This is a genomic window from Stieleria maiorica (genome assembly GCF_008035925.1).
Lineage (GTDB): Bacteria > Planctomycetota > Planctomycetia > Pirellulales > Pirellulaceae > Stieleria > Stieleria maiorica.
This window is the reverse complement of record NZ_CP036264.1, coordinates 6,657,204-6,671,410: the sequence shown is the minus strand read 5'-3', so window position 1 is coordinate 6,671,410 and position 14,207 is coordinate 6,657,204. Positions and strand designations below refer to the sequence as shown.

Below are 14,207 nucleotides of genomic sequence, written 5' to 3'. Positions count from 1 at the left end.
TGTTCAGAGTGTCGCCGTGTTCTCCGAACCGGGCGTGCGGGAAAAAGCGGAGCTTTGTCCTGAACCGACCTCGGAGAGGACGGCGACGATCCAGCCCAATTGAAAACCAAATTGCGGTAGACGACTCGGGTCCTGAAGCATCCGATCGTCCCGCAATCGTCGATCGATTGCATGATCAATCGATGCCTTCTTCACTCCTAACTCTCACCGGCGGCGTCCGGCTGCCGAGGCCCCCAATGAAATCAATTCTTTCCCACCTCTTGCTCGTGCTCGTTTCAATCACCCTCGTCGTTGGTTGCGATGATTCGGGGCCCAAAACCTCCACCGAGGGCGCCGACGCACAGGCCATCGCCGACTACGAAGCGGCGGTGGCGGCCGCCGAAGGCAACATGGCCGAGAGCGACGACGCCACCGGATCGGAGTGATCTCGCGTCACGACACATCCATCGGTTCGCGCCGCCATCGGTAGCCCATTGACCGGTGCGTGTCAGAATTCACCGATCCGGATCACGCATAGATCGTCTCGAAGTCTTCCGAGGCGAGCACGGCATCAAAGGCGTTGGCATAGAAGCCCGTGCCGTTGACATCCAACGTATCGTGGTTGTCGCCGCCATCCAGATCGGCAGCGTCCGCATCGGATGCGTCGATTCGCAACGTGTCGTTGCCGCTGCGCAGATTGACGACGAGCGAGTCGACATCGATACCGAACAGGCTGACATAGTCGTTGTGCCGTCCGCTATCGATATCCATCTCATCGGCGTCGGTGTAGGAGGCGACGAAGGTGTCCGCCCCGTCACCCATGTCGGCTTCCAGTCGGCCGCCGATGTCAACGTTTCGCATCCACCAGTAGTCGTTGCCGTCGTCGGAGGAATGATCGAGGAGCCTCATGTTGCGGAGCACATCGACATCCAACATCGTGATCCGGTCGTTGCCGGCACCGGTCTCGATCCGTAAATCGCTGTGCGAATGATGCTGCATGTTGACATCGCGGACGACGACGTAGTCATCTCCGTTGCCGAGTTTGATGGTCAGGTCGTCCAAGGTCCGCCACGAGCCCGAGATGAACTGCTTGGTCGGAATGTTAAGCGCGGAGTTGCCTTCGATCGTGGTCGCTGCACCACCATGATTCAACCCGGTGATTCGAAGCGTGTCGTTGATCTGTCGGACTTCGACGCCGTTGGCGGCACCGTCGCCGGTCAGTTCGACATCGATCCGGCTGCCGGAAATATCGACGTCGACCGAGATGTCCCCGGCCATCATCTTTCGCGTTTCCAGATTCTGCAGTCCCAGTCGTCGTTGCTTGTGCGATTGTTTTTTGGAGCGAGCCATCGAAGTGTTTCCCGTATCGGAGTGTTCGCCGAGAATGAAGCGTTCGCGTCGATCGGAACACCCGATCACGCCGCTCGACAGGGAACCAAGCGGGGTTGAAACAGAGATGTTTCAGAGAATTGGGACATTCGAGTTGAAGCGGGAATGTCGCGGACCGCCGGCCGATTGATTAAGCCGCCATCAGCGGGCCGCCATGGTACGACATCCTTTCGAGGTCGTCGCGGGGAGTCGATCGGACGACGGCCCGGAAGGGCCATCGTACTCGCAATACCGGGCGTCCAAGCTAAACGGGCCTTAGCCCAATGCTCGCTCGAACAACGCCAGCATCCGTCCCCAGGCCTTTTCCGCTTGTTCCGGGTTGTGCACGCGGGTATCCGGAGGGCACCAGCCATGCCCGGCCGGGTACACCTCGATCTCGGCGGCCAGGTCGGCTTCGGCAAAGGACTTCCTCAACACGTCTTTGGCATCGGGGTCGCGTTGGTCGTCGTTCTCGGCGATCGCGATCAAGAACTGTGCTTTCATATTTGGGATCAACAGGTGCGGGCTGTCCGGTTGGTCGGTGACCAACCCGCCGCCGTGAAAGGTCCCGCCGGCGCCGACGCGCTCGGGCACCGCCGCCGCGGTCCGCATCACGATCGGTCCGCCCATGCAATACCCGGTCGTTCCGATCTTCTTGTTCGTGTCGACTTGGCGCTGTGCGTCCAACCAAGCGATGAACGCTTTGGCATCGGTCGTGTGCGTCGCCGCGCTTAAGGTCTGTGCGAGCGGCCGGACGTCGGAAATCGAAGTGCTCGCTCCCTGGGCCGCCGTGGGCGCTTTCATCGTCCGGTAGAACGGGTTGACGACCAACACGCTGTAACCGGATTCGGCCAACCGGTCGCCCATTTGCCGGAACGCCGGACGCAGCCCAAAGATGTCGGGCCACACCAGGACCGCCGCGTGCGCGCCGGTTGTCGGAGTGACGAAGTAGGCGTCGCACTCGCCGTCGGGTGTCGTGATCGTGACATCGCTGCCGCTGACCTCCGCGGCATCGGCCGCACGGGGCAGCATCATCGCCGCACCGACGCCGGCGGCCAGCGTGCCGATGTCGCGGCGAGAATACTTTTTCAGATCTTCTTCAAAGTGATCTTGGTCACACATGTTATTCCCCAGGGTTGGATCGTCTTTTGGTGGTGAGCGGCCGATGCGCAGGGTCGATTCGATCATGCCGAACCGCTCGGACGCCCATTGTAGCCGCAGACGGTGAGTGGCATCGAACTTGCAAAGCCTGCTTCCGACTGACGTTCAATCAGCAAAAAACATGAATACAACGCCACTCTCTGGAGCCCACGATGAATCGACGATGGAATTTCCACCGCCCACGACGGATTTTTGTCCCCCTGCTGACACTCGCCTTCCTCAGCGGACCAGCGCTTGCGGCGGACGATGAAGCACCACAAACCCCAGCCGTTTCAAAAACGGAGTTGCAGCGCCGGGAGATCGTTGACAAGGGGCTGGCGTTTTTGGCCAAGCAAGGCCAGTCCGACGCCGGCACGTTTTCCGATCGCGTCGGACCGGGCGTGACGGCCCTCGCGATCACTTCGGCGCTGCGAAACGGAAGGACCGTCGACGACCCGATGGTCGCCCAGGGATTGAAGGCGCTCCAGGGATACGTCAAACCCGACGGCGGCATCTACGGCAACGGCCGGCTGAAAAACTATGAAACCTGCGTGGCGATGCTGTGCTTTTCCGAGGCCAACAAGTCCGGCAAGTACAACGACACGTTGAAGCGGGCCAAGGATTTCGTCACCGGAATCCAATACGGCGAAGGGCAACGCGATCCCTCGGATCCATGGTACGGCGGAGTCGGCTATGGCGGCCCGGGCCGTCCCGACCTGTCCAACACCGCGTACATGATCGAAGCCCTCCGCGCCGCCGAAACCGCACCGAACGATCCCGCAATTCAACGTGCCTTGACCTTTGTGTCGCGCTGCCAAAACCTGAACAGCAAGTACAACGACACGGACTTTGCGGCCAAAGTTGATGACGGCGGATTCTACTACGAGATCCCGACGACCAAGATCGACCCCAGCACGTCGGAGGAACGTTACACACCCAATGGCGGACTGCGCAGCTATGGATCGATGGGCTACACCGGACTGAAAAGCATGATCTTTGCCGGACTGACGCCCAAGGATCCGCGCGTCAAAGCCGCACTGCAGTGGATCCGAGATCACTATGACGTCGAAAGCAATCCCGGCATGGGATCGGCGGGACTGTATTACTACTACCACACCTTCGCCGCCGCACTCAACGCCGCCGGCATTCAAACCATCAACGACGCTGATGGAACCCAGCACGATTGGAAAGCGGATCTGATCGCCGAACTTGCCGAACGCCAAAACGACGACGGCTCGTGGAGTAACAGCAACCAACGCTGGTTCGAAAACGACAAGAACCTGGCGACCAGTTTTGCCTTGATGGCACTGGCGTACTGCAAGTAGCGGCCGGCGGCGATGCGACCACAGCGAACCTGGACGATTCACCTGACGGCACTGCTCGCGCTGGCGGCATGGACCGCACTCGATCCGATGCTGCCGAGCCTGCTGCGCGCCCGCCGGGCTGCGGATCTGGATGATGCGGCACAGTGGTTTCGTGCCGCCGGATTCGCGTGGCTGGTGATCATCGCCGCCGCCAGCATGATGGCGCTGCTGGTCCGGCGCACCCGTCGCTGGCGTCTGAGTCTGCGTCCCTGTTCGCTGCGCCGACTGCTGGCAATCACGACCGTGATCGCGCTGTGGTGCGGCCTGGCGATCCATCACGAACGGATCGCCTGGCAAGGCAAGCGAATCCGTTTCGCCTGCCGGATCGACGAACTCGAAGCGATCGCCGCACCGTTGCGGAATCGCTGGCCCCAGCGGGACGGGGACTTGCCCGCGACCGGCCCCTTCATGGCCTATCCGTTCGGACAGCCGACCACGCTGGTCCTGTTGCAATCGCCCGCGCTGGCATCCCAACAGGTGTACGTCAGCGCGATCGAGCGGTGCGCCGATGGCGCGATCAAACTGCAATTGACCGGAACCGACGGCGGGGACTGGGCGGAGTGGCATCCGCCGAACAGCCATCCGGCCTCGTTCGTCGGTGGGCTAGCCGACCCACACGAACTCCGCACCGCTGACGCGATCGGCCGCGGCTGGTACCTGGTCCGTTACGACGCCTAGTCCTATTCCAAGACGGTCGGTTGGGCGATTTCGAAACTCGCCTGCCCCTTACCGGCGTGGACGGCCGAAAAGACGCTTAGCGACAGCAGGAAGATGGCCAGCAACAGCACTGAGACGATTTGCTTGAAGTGCATGATTTCGTTTAGTGGGGCACGCGTGGTGGGGGGATCATCCACCGGACAACACTTGCGAGCTCGCCACCGTGGCGAGTTCGGTTGTCCGGGGGGCCGGTCGAGCGTGGCTGGCTGGAGGGTGGGATGACGCCCCTGGCTTGCTGCACTGCAAACACTGTTATTGAGAATGACTCGCAACAGAATAGCGAGTGGTGGGGGGACATGCAAGCGGCCCCAATTCATGCTGCCATCCCGTCCCAATAATCGGCAGCTCGCCAGCACTTCGTGGCGGGGTAGCGGGGCAGGAAGATTTTTTGGGGTAGGAAAATTGGCTCATTCGAATGGACGCCGTGTTTCATCATTTTCTTACCTGCAAAATCTTCTTACCTGTTTTCCGAACGCGGCCAAGACTCGGGAACGCTTGATCGAATGATTTGACATTCGTCCCGTCTTAGCTCAGTGCCAGTTCTGCGCCGATGACCTGCTGGTAGTGGGCCGCCAACGACTGCGCGTCGCGGAACTCCCCTGTGGGGAATTGCTCCACGACCGCACCATCTTTAAGCACCACGATCTGGTCCGCCCAGACGGCGACGCTGGGTTCGTGTGTCACGACCACGACCGTCCGTTGCTGCTGATCGCACAACTCGCGCAGCAGTCGGCAAATCGTCTGCCCCGTCACCGAATCCAAACTTCCCGTCGGCTCGTCGGCAAACACGATTGCCGGGTTCGTGATCAACGAACGTCCGATCGCGACCCTTTGTCGCTCGCCACCGCTGAGTGCATCCGGCCGATGATTCAGACGGTCTTGAATTCCCAATCGTGTTGCCAACGCGTCGATCTCCGCCTCGTCACATTGCTTGATCCCGGCGGCATGAATCGGAAACAACAAATTGTCACGAGCCGTCAACGAAGGGATCAGATTAAAGTCTTGGAACACCAGCCCGATGCGTCGGCGACGAAACCGAGTCAACTGGAGATCACTGAGTGCGGCCAATGATTGCCCCTCGACGCTGATATCGCCGGACGTGGGTTGAGTCAAACCGCTCATCAGATGAAGCAGCGTACTCTTTCCGGAACCGCTGGCCCCCATCACGGCCACGAACGCGCCCGATTGAATCGACAGATTGACGTCGTGCAGTGCGGCAACCGTCCGGTCGCCTTGCTGATAGACCTTGGAAACATTGCGGACGGTGGTGATCGTTGGCGTGGATGGTTCATTCATGATCGATTGGAGGCTCTCGGTGCGTTGGTGATTGGGAAAACCACCGCCGCTTGCACGCCGCATGCCAATCGACCGGTCATCGATGCCGCCCCTGTAGAACCGCGCAGCGTTCCGAACAGATCCCACGCGACAGCTCTCGCCGATTGAGTCCGATGCGTTCAACACAGGACGTGTCGCAGCGAGCGGAGGCGATCGCAACGTCACGACGGCGGAGGAACCGTCGCGCGCGGTCGTTTATCCACCCCGGGTTTCTGCCACGACGAGAGATCCTACTTGGTGCCCAAGTGAATCAGCTTCTTGTTGACGAATTCGAGAATGCCCAAATGGGACAGTTCGCGGCCGTAGCCGCTGTTCTTGATTCCGCCGAACGGCAATTCGGCTTGCGAACGCGTCGGCTGGTTGACAAACACCATGCCGGACTCGATCTGTTCGGCCACCCGACGGCCACGGTCGACGTCGGCGGTGAAAACGCATCCGCCCAGACCGTAAGACGACTGGTTTGCCAACTCGATCGCCGCCGCTTCGTCTTTGACGACGTACACGGTCGCGACCGGGCCGAACAATTCTTGATCAAACGTGGGCATGTCGGGCGTGACGTCGGTCAGCAAGGTCGGATTAAAGTAGGCCCCCTCGCGGTCGGGCCGATCGCCTCCCAACAACACGCTCGCGCCGGCATCGACGGAAGCTCGGACCTGTTCCAACAACTTCACGGCCGCACCCTCGGTTGACAGCGGTGCCAGCGTCGTCGCTTCATCCATCGGGTCCCCCATGTTCAGCGCGGACAACTGTTCCTTGAATCCGGCCAAGAACCGATCGGCGACGGATTCGACGACGATGAAGCGTTTGGAGGCGACACAGGATTGACCGGCGTTAACGATCCGGCCTTTGACGGCCTGCTCGACAACGTGATCCAAGTCGGCGTCTTCGAGCACGATGAAGGGGTCGTTGCCGCCCAGTTCCAACACGCTGCGTTTGAGATTTTTACCGGCCAGTGCCGCCACGGCTGCCCCCGCCGGTTCGCTGCCGGTCAGTGAAACGCCTTGAACGCGCCGGTCGGCGATGATCGTTTCGACGAATTCCGTCGGTATGAACAGGTTGGTGTAGACGCCGTCCGGTAGCCCGCAACGATGGAATAGAGATTCCACCGACCGGGCGCACTGGGGAACATTGCTGGCGTGTTTGATCATCACGGTGTTGCCGGCCATGATGTTCGGCGCGGCAAAGCGGACGACTTGATAAAATGGGAAATTCCACGGCATCACACCCAGCAGGACGCCCAAAGGCTCGTAATGGATGTAGGCGTCGACCCCATCGACCTGCATCGGTTGGTCGGCCAAAAAACGCTCGGCCCCGTTGGCGTAAAACTCTGCGATCATCGCGCAGTATTCGATCTCGTACTGGCTTTCCGCGATCCGCTTGCCCATGTCGGTCGTGATCGTACGGGCGTGTTGGTCCGCCTCGGCCCGCAGCAGTTCGGCGAACTTTAGCAAACAGCGTTTGCGATTGGCGAACGACTCCTTTCGCCAGCCTTGATAAGCCCCGTGAGCGACGCCGATCGCATCGATCACGTCGTCCTTGGCCAGCGGTTCGAACTTTTCGAGTGTTTGATTGGTCGCCGGATTGATGCTCGCGATGGTCATGGTTTTGTGTCGATTGGAGTGTCTGTGCTGTACGTTTACTTTACGCGAATCCCCACACCGTGCCACAGCACCCGCAGGTCCGCTTCGGTCCACCATTCCAGGCCGACCGACGGATCACCGATCACAAGGCCGCCGTCGGGAGTTGTCCCCAGTGCAACGACGGAGTGTCCCATGCCGGGAATCCAGCCCCATTGATCCACGTATCGCCGATCGTCGACTCCATACGGCAACTCGACCGCCAGCAACACCGGCCAATCATCGTCCGCGATCAAATCGTCGCTCGCTCCGTCGACCAGAACCACGTCACGGGCGTTCCGATCGGCGATCTTTTTGATCCCGCGATACAACCCCAGCGTCGGCGTGCCGCTGGCATCGGTCAGGCAAAGCGGGATAAGTTCAGCCTCACTTACCTCGATGCCTTCGGCGCGAAACAGCGTCGCGGCCGCTGCGGGGCTGCAAGTTGCCCACGACGTTTGGAGTGCGACGCCGTTGTCCCATTCGTCGCCCCCGGCCGGAGGTGGACGCACGGCGATCGACAACAGCGACCAGGTGATCGCCATCATCGACCCGACGCCCAACGCTGCCACCAGCAACCCGCGTCGCCATGCCGGCGTGTCCGGCACCCGCCACGCCCAGCCCGCGGCCAAAGCCGCAAAGATGGCAGACAGATTGGTGTAGATGATTGCAGCCGATGACGGAACGAGACGCGCCCAGAACAGTTGCCCGGAGCCATAGAATAAGAAAAAGACCGTCGACAACACCGCGACGGCAAGAAACGCGATGTTCCACTGCCCCCGGTCAGAATAGGCACGACGAGCTGCGGCCCAACCACAGGCGGCACTGACGATCGTCATGGCTGCGATCGCGATCAATAAATCAGTTGCCATGTTGCGGTACCGCAAAAACCATCATTCTTTCTCTCGGTCCGCATTGAACACTGCAATGCGACGCTCCAATAGACCGAGCAACACCAACACCGCGACGGCAAAACCCGTCACCGTCAACGCCAGCGTTACACGCCCCACAGCTGCCGCGACGCCGATCCCGGCGGTCAAGTAAATTGTGGCCGCCGTTGTCAAGCCTTCGACGCTCTGATCGCGATCATGCACGATCGTGCCGGCACCTAAAAAGCTGATCCCGACGACAATCGCCTGCAAAATCCGGATCGGATCTGTGTTGATCAACCTGTCCGTCTCTTGCTGCTGGAATTGTTGGACCACCTCTTGCCCCAGAATCATCATCAGCGCCGACCCCGCGCAGACGAAGATGTGGGTTCGAATCCCCGCCGGCTTGCCCGCGATCTCACGCTCGATCCCGAGCGCCGCACCACAACCGGCGGCGATGGCGATCGCTTGAAGGTTTTCCCAGTCGATTAAATCGAGCATTCGTTTTTCCCCCAGCATTCAGACCGAGGTCGTTCTCACTCGTCGTGCTAAATGGGGCGGGCACAGGTGCTCGGACCAGCCTTAGCCGCCCACCGTCGCTGATTCGCAGCGACCGGGAATCGCCTAAGGGCTAGACACCAACGGTTGCCGTATCCGTCCTCTCCAAACCCCATGCCATTCATCCTTCGTCCCTATTTCGCATTGGTGTCCTGCACATCCGGCACCGGGTCGCCCGGGCGCCGCCGCAGCGTCATCAACATGTTCTTGCTGCCTTTGGGCGAATCGAATTTGGTCGGCCGCTCGGCATCACCGACCGCGTAGCACAGCGTCCATTGATGCTCGTTGTCAAACCGCAGGATCCCCGGCGCGACCGCCTCGTCTGGTTTGGGCGGCGGGTCGATCTCGCTGGGGCGGGCAAGCTTCGGCACGGACGTCATCGTGATCTGAACCGGGTTGGTCGATGAATCGACTCGGAACACGGCCCGAAAACGTTGCCGATCGTCGCGATCATAGGTAACGATCCGGTTGATCGCGATCGTCACGTAGGTCCCACTCACCTCCACTTCGGGCAGCGGCCGGCCTTGATTGACTGCTTCGACCACTTCCCAGCGGCCTTGCAGTTTTTCGGTGATGGTCTCGTCCGCGCTCTCCTCTGCAGACGTTTGTTTCGTGGCCTGGTCATCAACGGACTTGTCTGCAGCGGTCGCCGCTGGGGCTGCGAGCAGCGCAGCAAGCGCCAGTACGGCGTAGGGGCGAGTAGGGAATGTCATTGGGGTCTCCAAGAAAAGGTTGTCTTCACGTCATGAACGGGGTGACGCGTGTGTTGTCGCCCTTACGACTAGGGATCGACAGCTTCTGGCTCAGCTACTGGCTCCGGCTCCGTCTCCAGGTTCTCGTCGACCGATTCCGCGGCACGATCGACCACCTGCTTCGATTTTTCGACGATTTCAGCGGTGTCTTGGCGGACTTTGTCAGAATCCACGCGGATGGTTGGATCGCCGTCGGGTGAACTGAACTGCACCCAGCCGACCCATGCCAGCACCAACATTAAAACGGCAATCCCAATGACTGCACGCATCGTTACACTCCTCTAAAGCAATTGAGTTCATCTACCAAATGGCGGCGGCGTCACTCGCCGATCTCGACGGTGACATTGCCACCATCTTTGTCCCTCTGGATCTCGACGCCGCCGTTGGGCGTGTCGACATCCAGAAGCGTCTCTTTCTGCTGACAGCCCGAAACACAGGCCACCAGGGCGATCAGGGATGCCAGAACAAAGAGGTAAAAATCGTGGGTCGCTCTCATCTAAATCGCCGGTCCGCGTCGGCCCATGATCAACCCGATGATGAACAGCACCAGGAAGACAACGAACAGGATTTTCGCGATCGACGCCGCGGTTCCCGCGATGACGCCGAAGCCCAAGACGCCGGCGATCAATGCGATGATCAAGAAAGTTAATGCCCAGCCCAACATGGCACTCTCCACGGTTTGAATGGTGTTCTCTCGCAGCGGTGCACTTCACCACTCGGCGAGTGACGAGCCCTTAACGCGATTGCCGTGCCAAACGCGATTGTGCCGCGATTCAATGGCTAAAACACCGTAAATCACGAGGTCAAACGGATTGAGCTGGATGCCAAGAATCCAGCGTGGTCGAGAACCGAGCAGGAGGTGGGCGTGAACGTTGGTACGCAGGCTTTCGCCGCCCACGGTCGCTGCTTCGCAGCGAAAAGAGTCGCCTGAAGGCTAAACACCAACATGCGCTGGTGTCCAGGCTTTCGCCGCCCACGGTCGCTGCTTCGCAGCGAGAAGAATCGCCTGAAGGCTAAACACCAACGTGCGCTGGTGTCCAGGATTTGATGATCTTCCGCCTCGTTTCGAAACCGAAGGCTGACTCATGAATCAAGATTCAAATCGGCAACGCTTGCTTGTCGGTGTCAGCGGCTCGGCCAATGGACACGTGGCTGTTGACGATTCGATTCAACTTGCCAACCGCTACCGATGCCAATTGGTCGGCGTTGAAATCGTCGACGAGACGGCCGAAGCGGAGCGGCGGAAAGAGATTCGGCGCGCGCATCCACGAGGTCTTGCTGGGCTCCTTCACCCAAAAGTTGATCGAAGCATCGCATCTGCCCGTGTACTTATTTCATTAGCGCTTCGTCTCGCCTTTGTTTTCGGCGGCGTGCGTATTTGCGCATGCTGATCTGCGGCGCGACTTCACTCCGTGACACGATGTCTCGCGTGTCAGCGTGGGCGGCACCGTTGCGTTTTCTCCTTGCAAAGATTTTTCAATCTGCAAGCCGGCCTTTTTCAGCCGTCGATTCACGCCGACGTCCGGTCCGTTCCTCCATCGGCCGCCAACGAGCAACTGGCCTCCTCATCCCCAGCCCTTCTTACCCGCAAAGCCAGGGGAGAAAGGAGCCATCGTAAGGAGTTCGACACCATGCGGGCATTTGGAATGGCCTGGCACATCAAGATTTCCCGGAGTAGGAACGCGACGTGCTTCAACGCAGTAGGAACCGAGCGGGGCCAGCGGGGATCCGCTGAAAATCACTTGGAGAGCGAGCGGATGAAGGCGTTAGAACGGGTCCTGGTGGCTGACGAGGTGACAAAACCGCTGGCTGCGCTGGCGATGGTACTTGTGGTGTTTCTCGCGGTCGCAACCGTCCGTGCGGGCGACTGGCCACAATTCCGCGGGCCCAACGGCAATGGCGTCGCCGAGGGAAACGATTATCCGTTGAGCTGGGGCCGTGAGCAAAACATCAAGTGGAAGGTCGATCTGCCCGCCCCAGGAGCCGGCAGCCCGATCGTTTCTGCTGACCGCGTGTTTCTTGCCAGCGGCAGCGAAGACGGTCGCCAGCGCAGCTTGCTGTGCTTCGATCGCGGCGACGGAATGCTGCTGTGGACACAAACGGTTGAGTTCGGTGAAGACACGACGCACATCAAGAACCCGTTCGGCAGCACGACACCGGCCGCCGATGGCCAGCGTGTCGTCGTCTGGCATTCGTCGGCCGGCTTGTACTGCTACGACTACTCTGGCCAACGACTGTGGTCGCGGGATTTGGGTGAATTCAGACACATCTGGGGCTATGGTTCGTCGCCGATCATCTACAAAGACCGCGTCCTGCTGCAAACCGGCCCGGGTGCACGTGTTTTCCTGACCGCGATCGACTTGGCCAGCGGAAAGACCCTGTGGGAAACCGACGAAGCCTACACCGGCGACAAGAACGCCGACGACGTCGGAGCCTGGAGTACACCGGTGGTGGCGCAGGTCGACGGCCGGCCGCAGATCATTTGCGCGATGAGCACCCGTGTGTGCGGCTACGATCTCGACGACGGCGATCTGCTGTGGTGGTGCGACGGACTAAGCGGTTCACGTTACGACGCGGTCAGTTCCTCGCCGCTGATCGAAAACGGCATCGGTTTCGCCATGGCGGACTTGCGCGGGCCGGCGATGGGATTCCGGCTCGGCGGCACCGGCAACGTCACCACATCGAATCGCTTGTGGCATGTCGAGAAACGAAACCCCAGCAGCGTCGGCACGGGCATCATGGTCGGCCGCTACATCTATCGTCCCAACTCCGGCCCCGGAACCTTGGAATGCCTAGACGCCGAAACCGGGGAGAGTTTGTGGAAAAGTCGCGCCAAAGATCATTGGGCATCGATGGTGCTGGCCGGCGGGCACTTGTACGCGCTCAGCCAACGCGGCACGACGATTGTCTTCAAGCCCAACCCGGAGGAGTTCGAATTGGTCGCCGAGAACGAATTGGACGGTGTGACCAACGCCACCCCTGCGTTTTCCGAAGGCCAAATCTTTATCCGCACCGAAGAGCATCTGTATTGCATCGATCAGTGAGTTCGTTGAATTTGTCCAGGTGGTTCTTGTGAAACTTCACGCACCCGAAGCGATCCTTCCGACGTTGACCGCGACGATCGCCGTCGTGTCGCTGGCGTTCTGGTTGGCGACCGGCCCGCCGAAGGGTTTGGAACCGCGCACGCCGGGACGCGACGGAACCATCGATGCCGCCGGCCAGACAGATCGCCCCGAACCCGGCCAGCCGATCGCGGGTCCCGGAACCGCTTCGGACATTTCCGGCCGGTGGCCCGGGTTCCTGGGACCGAATCGCGATTCGATTGCGACCGACGGCCCGAAACTGGCACGCTCCTGGCCTGAGGAGGGACCGCCGGTGCTGTGGTCGATCGACGTCGCCGAAGGTTACGCCGGGGCTGCGATCAGCGACGGACGCGTCTATGTGTTGGACTACGACAAGCAAGCCCAGGCCGACACGCTGCGTTGCTTGTCACTAGACGACGGTCGGGAGATTTGGCGCAACAGCTATCCCGTGGTCGTCGCCTTTCATCACGGCATGACGCGGACCGTGCCGGTGATCGTCGAGGATCACGTGATCACGATGGGACCACGCTGTCATCTGGCATGTTGGGACGCCGCGACCGGCCGGTCACACTGGTTGATCGATCTGGAACGTGACTTCGGGACGCGTGTGCCGGAATGGTACACCGGTCAATGCCCGCTGGTGGACCAGGACCGGCTGATCGTCGCCCCATGCGGAACTGCGCTGCTGATGGCAATCGACTATCGCACCGGCGACGTGATTTGGCAGACGCCGAATCCCAGGGGCTGGAACATGACCCATGTGTCCGTCGTCCCGATGGAATTTCAGGGGCGTCGCACGTACGTCTACTGCGCCAGCGGAGGTGTCGTCGGCGTCGCGGCCGATGACGGATCGCTGCTTTGGGAGTCGACCGCTTGGAAAGAAATCAACGCCACCAGCCCGTCACCGGTCGCGTTGCCGGATGATCGGCTGTTTCTGTCGCGTGGCTATGGATCGGGGGCGTTGATGTTGCAGTTGGTCGAGACCGAAAGCGGCATCCGGGCGCAGACGGTTTTTGAACTGAAGCCGAAACAATTCAGTTCCGAGCAACAGACACCGATCTATCGCGACGGACATCTGTTCGGCATTCGAAAGGTGGGCGCGAAAACGATGGTTTGCATGGACCTGGATGGACACCAGGTCTGGGACAGCGGCAGCGATCGATTCGGACTAGGCCCCTACATGTTTGCCGACGACCTGCTGCTGATTCTGGATGACGACGGCACGCTGACGGTCGCCGAAGCGACACCGGCCGGATACAAGCGACTGGCCCGGCACAGTGTTCTTCCCGGTGGGCACGATGCCTGGGGGCCGATGGCAATGGCTGCGGGCCGTTTGATCCTGCGCGACATGACACGCATGGTTTGCATCGATTTGAAGGCGAAGCCGTGACACGCGAAAACGGCGACACATGATTTTGGAGTTCAA

17 protein-coding genes are annotated in these 14,207 nt (G+C 60.5%); 6 read left to right on the top strand and 11 right to left on the bottom strand.

Annotated features, from left to right (window positions below; all coding sequences use genetic code 11):
* The first annotated feature begins 236 nt into the window (after nt 1-236).
* A complete protein-coding gene (locus Mal15_RS22685) occupies nt 237-425 on the top strand; it encodes a hypothetical protein (RefSeq protein ID WP_147869855.1) in 189 nt (62 codons plus the stop codon).
* Between the two features lie 82 nt (nt 426-507).
* On the opposite strand, the gene Mal15_RS22680 is transcribed toward Mal15_RS22685, so the two are convergent.
* Together Mal15_RS22680 and Mal15_RS22675 are read right to left on the bottom strand one after the other, a co-directional pair.
* On the bottom strand, nt 508-1,329 hold the full coding sequence (locus tag Mal15_RS22680; protein WP_147869854.1) for a hypothetical protein: 822 nt from the start codon (nt 1,327-1,329) through the stop codon (nt 508-510).
* A 294-nt stretch (nt 1,330-1,623) separates the two neighbouring features.
* Nucleotides 1,624-2,469 carry a dienelactone hydrolase family protein gene (locus tag Mal15_RS22675; protein WP_147869853.1) on the bottom strand — a complete coding sequence of 282 codons (846 nt, stop codon included), beginning with the start codon at nt 2,467-2,469 and terminating at the stop codon, nt 1,624-1,626.
* Between the two features lie 191 nt (nt 2,470-2,660).
* Here Mal15_RS22675 and Mal15_RS22670 point away from each other — a divergent pair, with 191 nt between their 5' ends.
* Both Mal15_RS22670 and Mal15_RS22665 read left to right on the top strand, forming a co-directional pair.
* Complete coding sequence (locus Mal15_RS22670) at nt 2,661-3,812, top strand: prenyltransferase/squalene oxidase repeat-containing protein (RefSeq protein ID WP_147869852.1); 1,152 nt, start codon at nt 2,661-2,663, stop codon at nt 3,810-3,812.
* Between the two features lie 12 nt (nt 3,813-3,824).
* Nucleotides 3,825-4,529: a hypothetical protein gene (locus tag Mal15_RS22665; RefSeq protein WP_147869851.1), complete on the top strand. Its 705-nt coding sequence runs from the start codon at nt 3,825-3,827 to the stop codon at nt 4,527-4,529.
* A 2-nt stretch (nt 4,530-4,531) separates the two neighbouring features.
* On the opposite strand, the gene Mal15_RS34935 is transcribed toward Mal15_RS22665, so the two are convergent.
* The 9 genes from Mal15_RS34935 to Mal15_RS22630 all read right to left on the bottom strand — a co-directional run bounded on the left by Mal15_RS34935 (nt 4,532) and on the right by Mal15_RS22630 (nt 10,362).
* Nucleotides 4,532-4,663, bottom strand: a complete 132-nt coding sequence (locus Mal15_RS34935; protein WP_261344516.1) for a hypothetical protein — start codon at nt 4,661-4,663, stop codon at nt 4,532-4,534.
* A gap of 430 nt (nt 4,664-5,093) precedes the next feature.
* The gene (locus tag Mal15_RS22660) at nt 5,094-5,864 is read right to left on the bottom strand and encodes an ABC transporter ATP-binding protein (RefSeq protein ID WP_147869850.1); all 771 of its coding nucleotides are present in this window, start codon (nt 5,862-5,864) and stop codon (nt 5,094-5,096) included.
* 269 nt (nt 5,865-6,133) lie between these two features.
* Nucleotides 6,134-7,504 (bottom strand): NAD-dependent succinate-semialdehyde dehydrogenase, encoded by a 1,371-nt coding sequence (locus Mal15_RS22655; RefSeq protein ID WP_147869849.1) that lies wholly within the window; start codon nt 7,502-7,504, stop codon nt 6,134-6,136.
* Between the two features lie 35 nt (nt 7,505-7,539).
* Nucleotides 7,540-8,391 (bottom strand): cysteine peptidase family C39 domain-containing protein, encoded by an 852-nt coding sequence (locus Mal15_RS22650; RefSeq protein WP_199773715.1) that lies wholly within the window; start codon nt 8,389-8,391, stop codon nt 7,540-7,542.
* A gap of 21 nt (nt 8,392-8,412) precedes the next feature.
* Entirely contained in the window at nt 8,413-8,889 is a 477-nt protein-coding gene (locus tag Mal15_RS22645; protein ID WP_147869848.1) for an MgtC/SapB family protein, read from the bottom strand.
* A gap of 191 nt (nt 8,890-9,080) precedes the next feature.
* Nucleotides 9,081-9,659 (bottom strand): TIGR03067 domain-containing protein, encoded by a 579-nt coding sequence (locus tag Mal15_RS22640; RefSeq protein ID WP_147869847.1) that lies wholly within the window; start codon nt 9,657-9,659, stop codon nt 9,081-9,083.
* Between the two features lie 68 nt (nt 9,660-9,727).
* Nucleotides 9,728-9,967 (bottom strand): hypothetical protein, encoded by a 240-nt coding sequence (locus Mal15_RS22635; protein WP_147869846.1) that lies wholly within the window; start codon nt 9,965-9,967, stop codon nt 9,728-9,730.
* 50 nt (nt 9,968-10,017) lie between these two features.
* Nucleotides 10,018-10,194, bottom strand: coding sequence for a hypothetical protein (locus Mal15_RS34210; RefSeq protein WP_167546534.1), 177 nt, complete (start codon nt 10,192-10,194; stop codon nt 10,018-10,020).
* Nucleotides 10,195-10,362 (bottom strand): DUF1328 domain-containing protein, encoded by a 168-nt coding sequence (locus Mal15_RS22630; protein WP_147869845.1) that lies wholly within the window; start codon nt 10,360-10,362, stop codon nt 10,195-10,197.
* 421 nt (nt 10,363-10,783) lie between these two features.
* On the opposite strand from Mal15_RS22630, the gene Mal15_RS22625 reads away from it, so the two are divergent.
* From Mal15_RS22625 to Mal15_RS22615, 3 genes are all read left to right on the top strand, one after another.
* The gene (locus tag Mal15_RS22625) at nt 10,784-11,089 is read left to right on the top strand and encodes a hypothetical protein (protein ID WP_147869844.1); all 306 of its coding nucleotides are present in this window, start codon (nt 10,784-10,786) and stop codon (nt 11,087-11,089) included.
* Nucleotides 11,090-11,455: 366 nt separating this feature from the next.
* Nucleotides 11,456-12,742, top strand: coding sequence for a PQQ-like beta-propeller repeat protein (locus Mal15_RS22620; protein ID WP_167546995.1), 1,287 nt, complete (start codon nt 11,456-11,458; stop codon nt 12,740-12,742).
* Between the two features lie 28 nt (nt 12,743-12,770).
* Nucleotides 12,771-14,171: an outer membrane protein assembly factor BamB family protein gene (locus Mal15_RS22615; RefSeq protein WP_147869842.1), complete on the top strand. Its 1,401-nt coding sequence runs from the start codon at nt 12,771-12,773 to the stop codon at nt 14,169-14,171.
* Nucleotides 14,172-14,207: the final 36 nt, after the last annotated feature.

Excerpts from the sequence above, each read along its gene's own strand:
- Mal15_RS22685 (WP_147869855.1), top strand. The coding sequence starts at position 237 with ATGAAATCAATTCTTTCCCACCTCTTGCTCGTGCTCGTTTCAATCACC.
- Mal15_RS22680 (WP_147869854.1), bottom strand. The coding sequence starts at position 1,329 with ATGGCTCGCTCCAAAAAACAATCGCACAAGCAACGACGACTGGGACTG.
- Mal15_RS22675 (WP_147869853.1), bottom strand. The coding sequence starts at position 2,469 with ATGTGTGACCAAGATCACTTTGAAGAAGATCTGAAAAAGTATTCTCGC.
- Mal15_RS22670 (WP_147869852.1), top strand. The coding sequence starts at position 2,661 with ATGAATCGACGATGGAATTTCCACCGCCCACGACGGATTTTTGTCCCC.
- Mal15_RS22665 (WP_147869851.1), top strand. The coding sequence starts at position 3,825 with ATGCGACCACAGCGAACCTGGACGATTCACCTGACGGCACTGCTCGCG.
- Mal15_RS34935 (WP_261344516.1), bottom strand. The coding sequence starts at position 4,663 with ATGCACTTCAAGCAAATCGTCTCAGTGCTGTTGCTGGCCATCTTCCTG.
- Mal15_RS22660 (WP_147869850.1), bottom strand. The coding sequence starts at position 5,864 with ATGAATGAACCATCCACGCCAACGATCACCACCGTCCGCAATGTTTCC.
- Mal15_RS22655 (WP_147869849.1), bottom strand. The coding sequence starts at position 7,504 with ATGACCATCGCGAGCATCAATCCGGCGACCAATCAAACACTCGAAAAG.
- Mal15_RS22650 (WP_199773715.1), bottom strand. The coding sequence starts at position 8,391 with ATGGCAACTGATTTATTGATCGCGATCGCAGCCATGACGATCGTCAGT.
- Mal15_RS22645 (WP_147869848.1), bottom strand. The coding sequence starts at position 8,889 with ATGCTCGATTTAATCGACTGGGAAAACCTTCAAGCGATCGCCATCGCC.
- Mal15_RS22640 (WP_147869847.1), bottom strand. The coding sequence starts at position 9,659 with ATGACATTCCCTACTCGCCCCTACGCCGTACTGGCGCTTGCTGCGCTG.
- Mal15_RS22635 (WP_147869846.1), bottom strand. The coding sequence starts at position 9,967 with ATGCGTGCAGTCATTGGGATTGCCGTTTTAATGTTGGTGCTGGCATGG.
- Mal15_RS34210 (WP_167546534.1), bottom strand. The coding sequence starts at position 10,194 with ATGAGAGCGACCCACGATTTTTACCTCTTTGTTCTGGCATCCCTGATC.
- Mal15_RS22630 (WP_147869845.1), bottom strand. The coding sequence starts at position 10,362 with ATGTTGGGCTGGGCATTAACTTTCTTGATCATCGCATTGATCGCCGGC.
- Mal15_RS22625 (WP_147869844.1), top strand. The coding sequence starts at position 10,784 with ATGAATCAAGATTCAAATCGGCAACGCTTGCTTGTCGGTGTCAGCGGC.
- Mal15_RS22620 (WP_167546995.1), top strand. The coding sequence starts at position 11,456 with ATGAAGGCGTTAGAACGGGTCCTGGTGGCTGACGAGGTGACAAAACCG.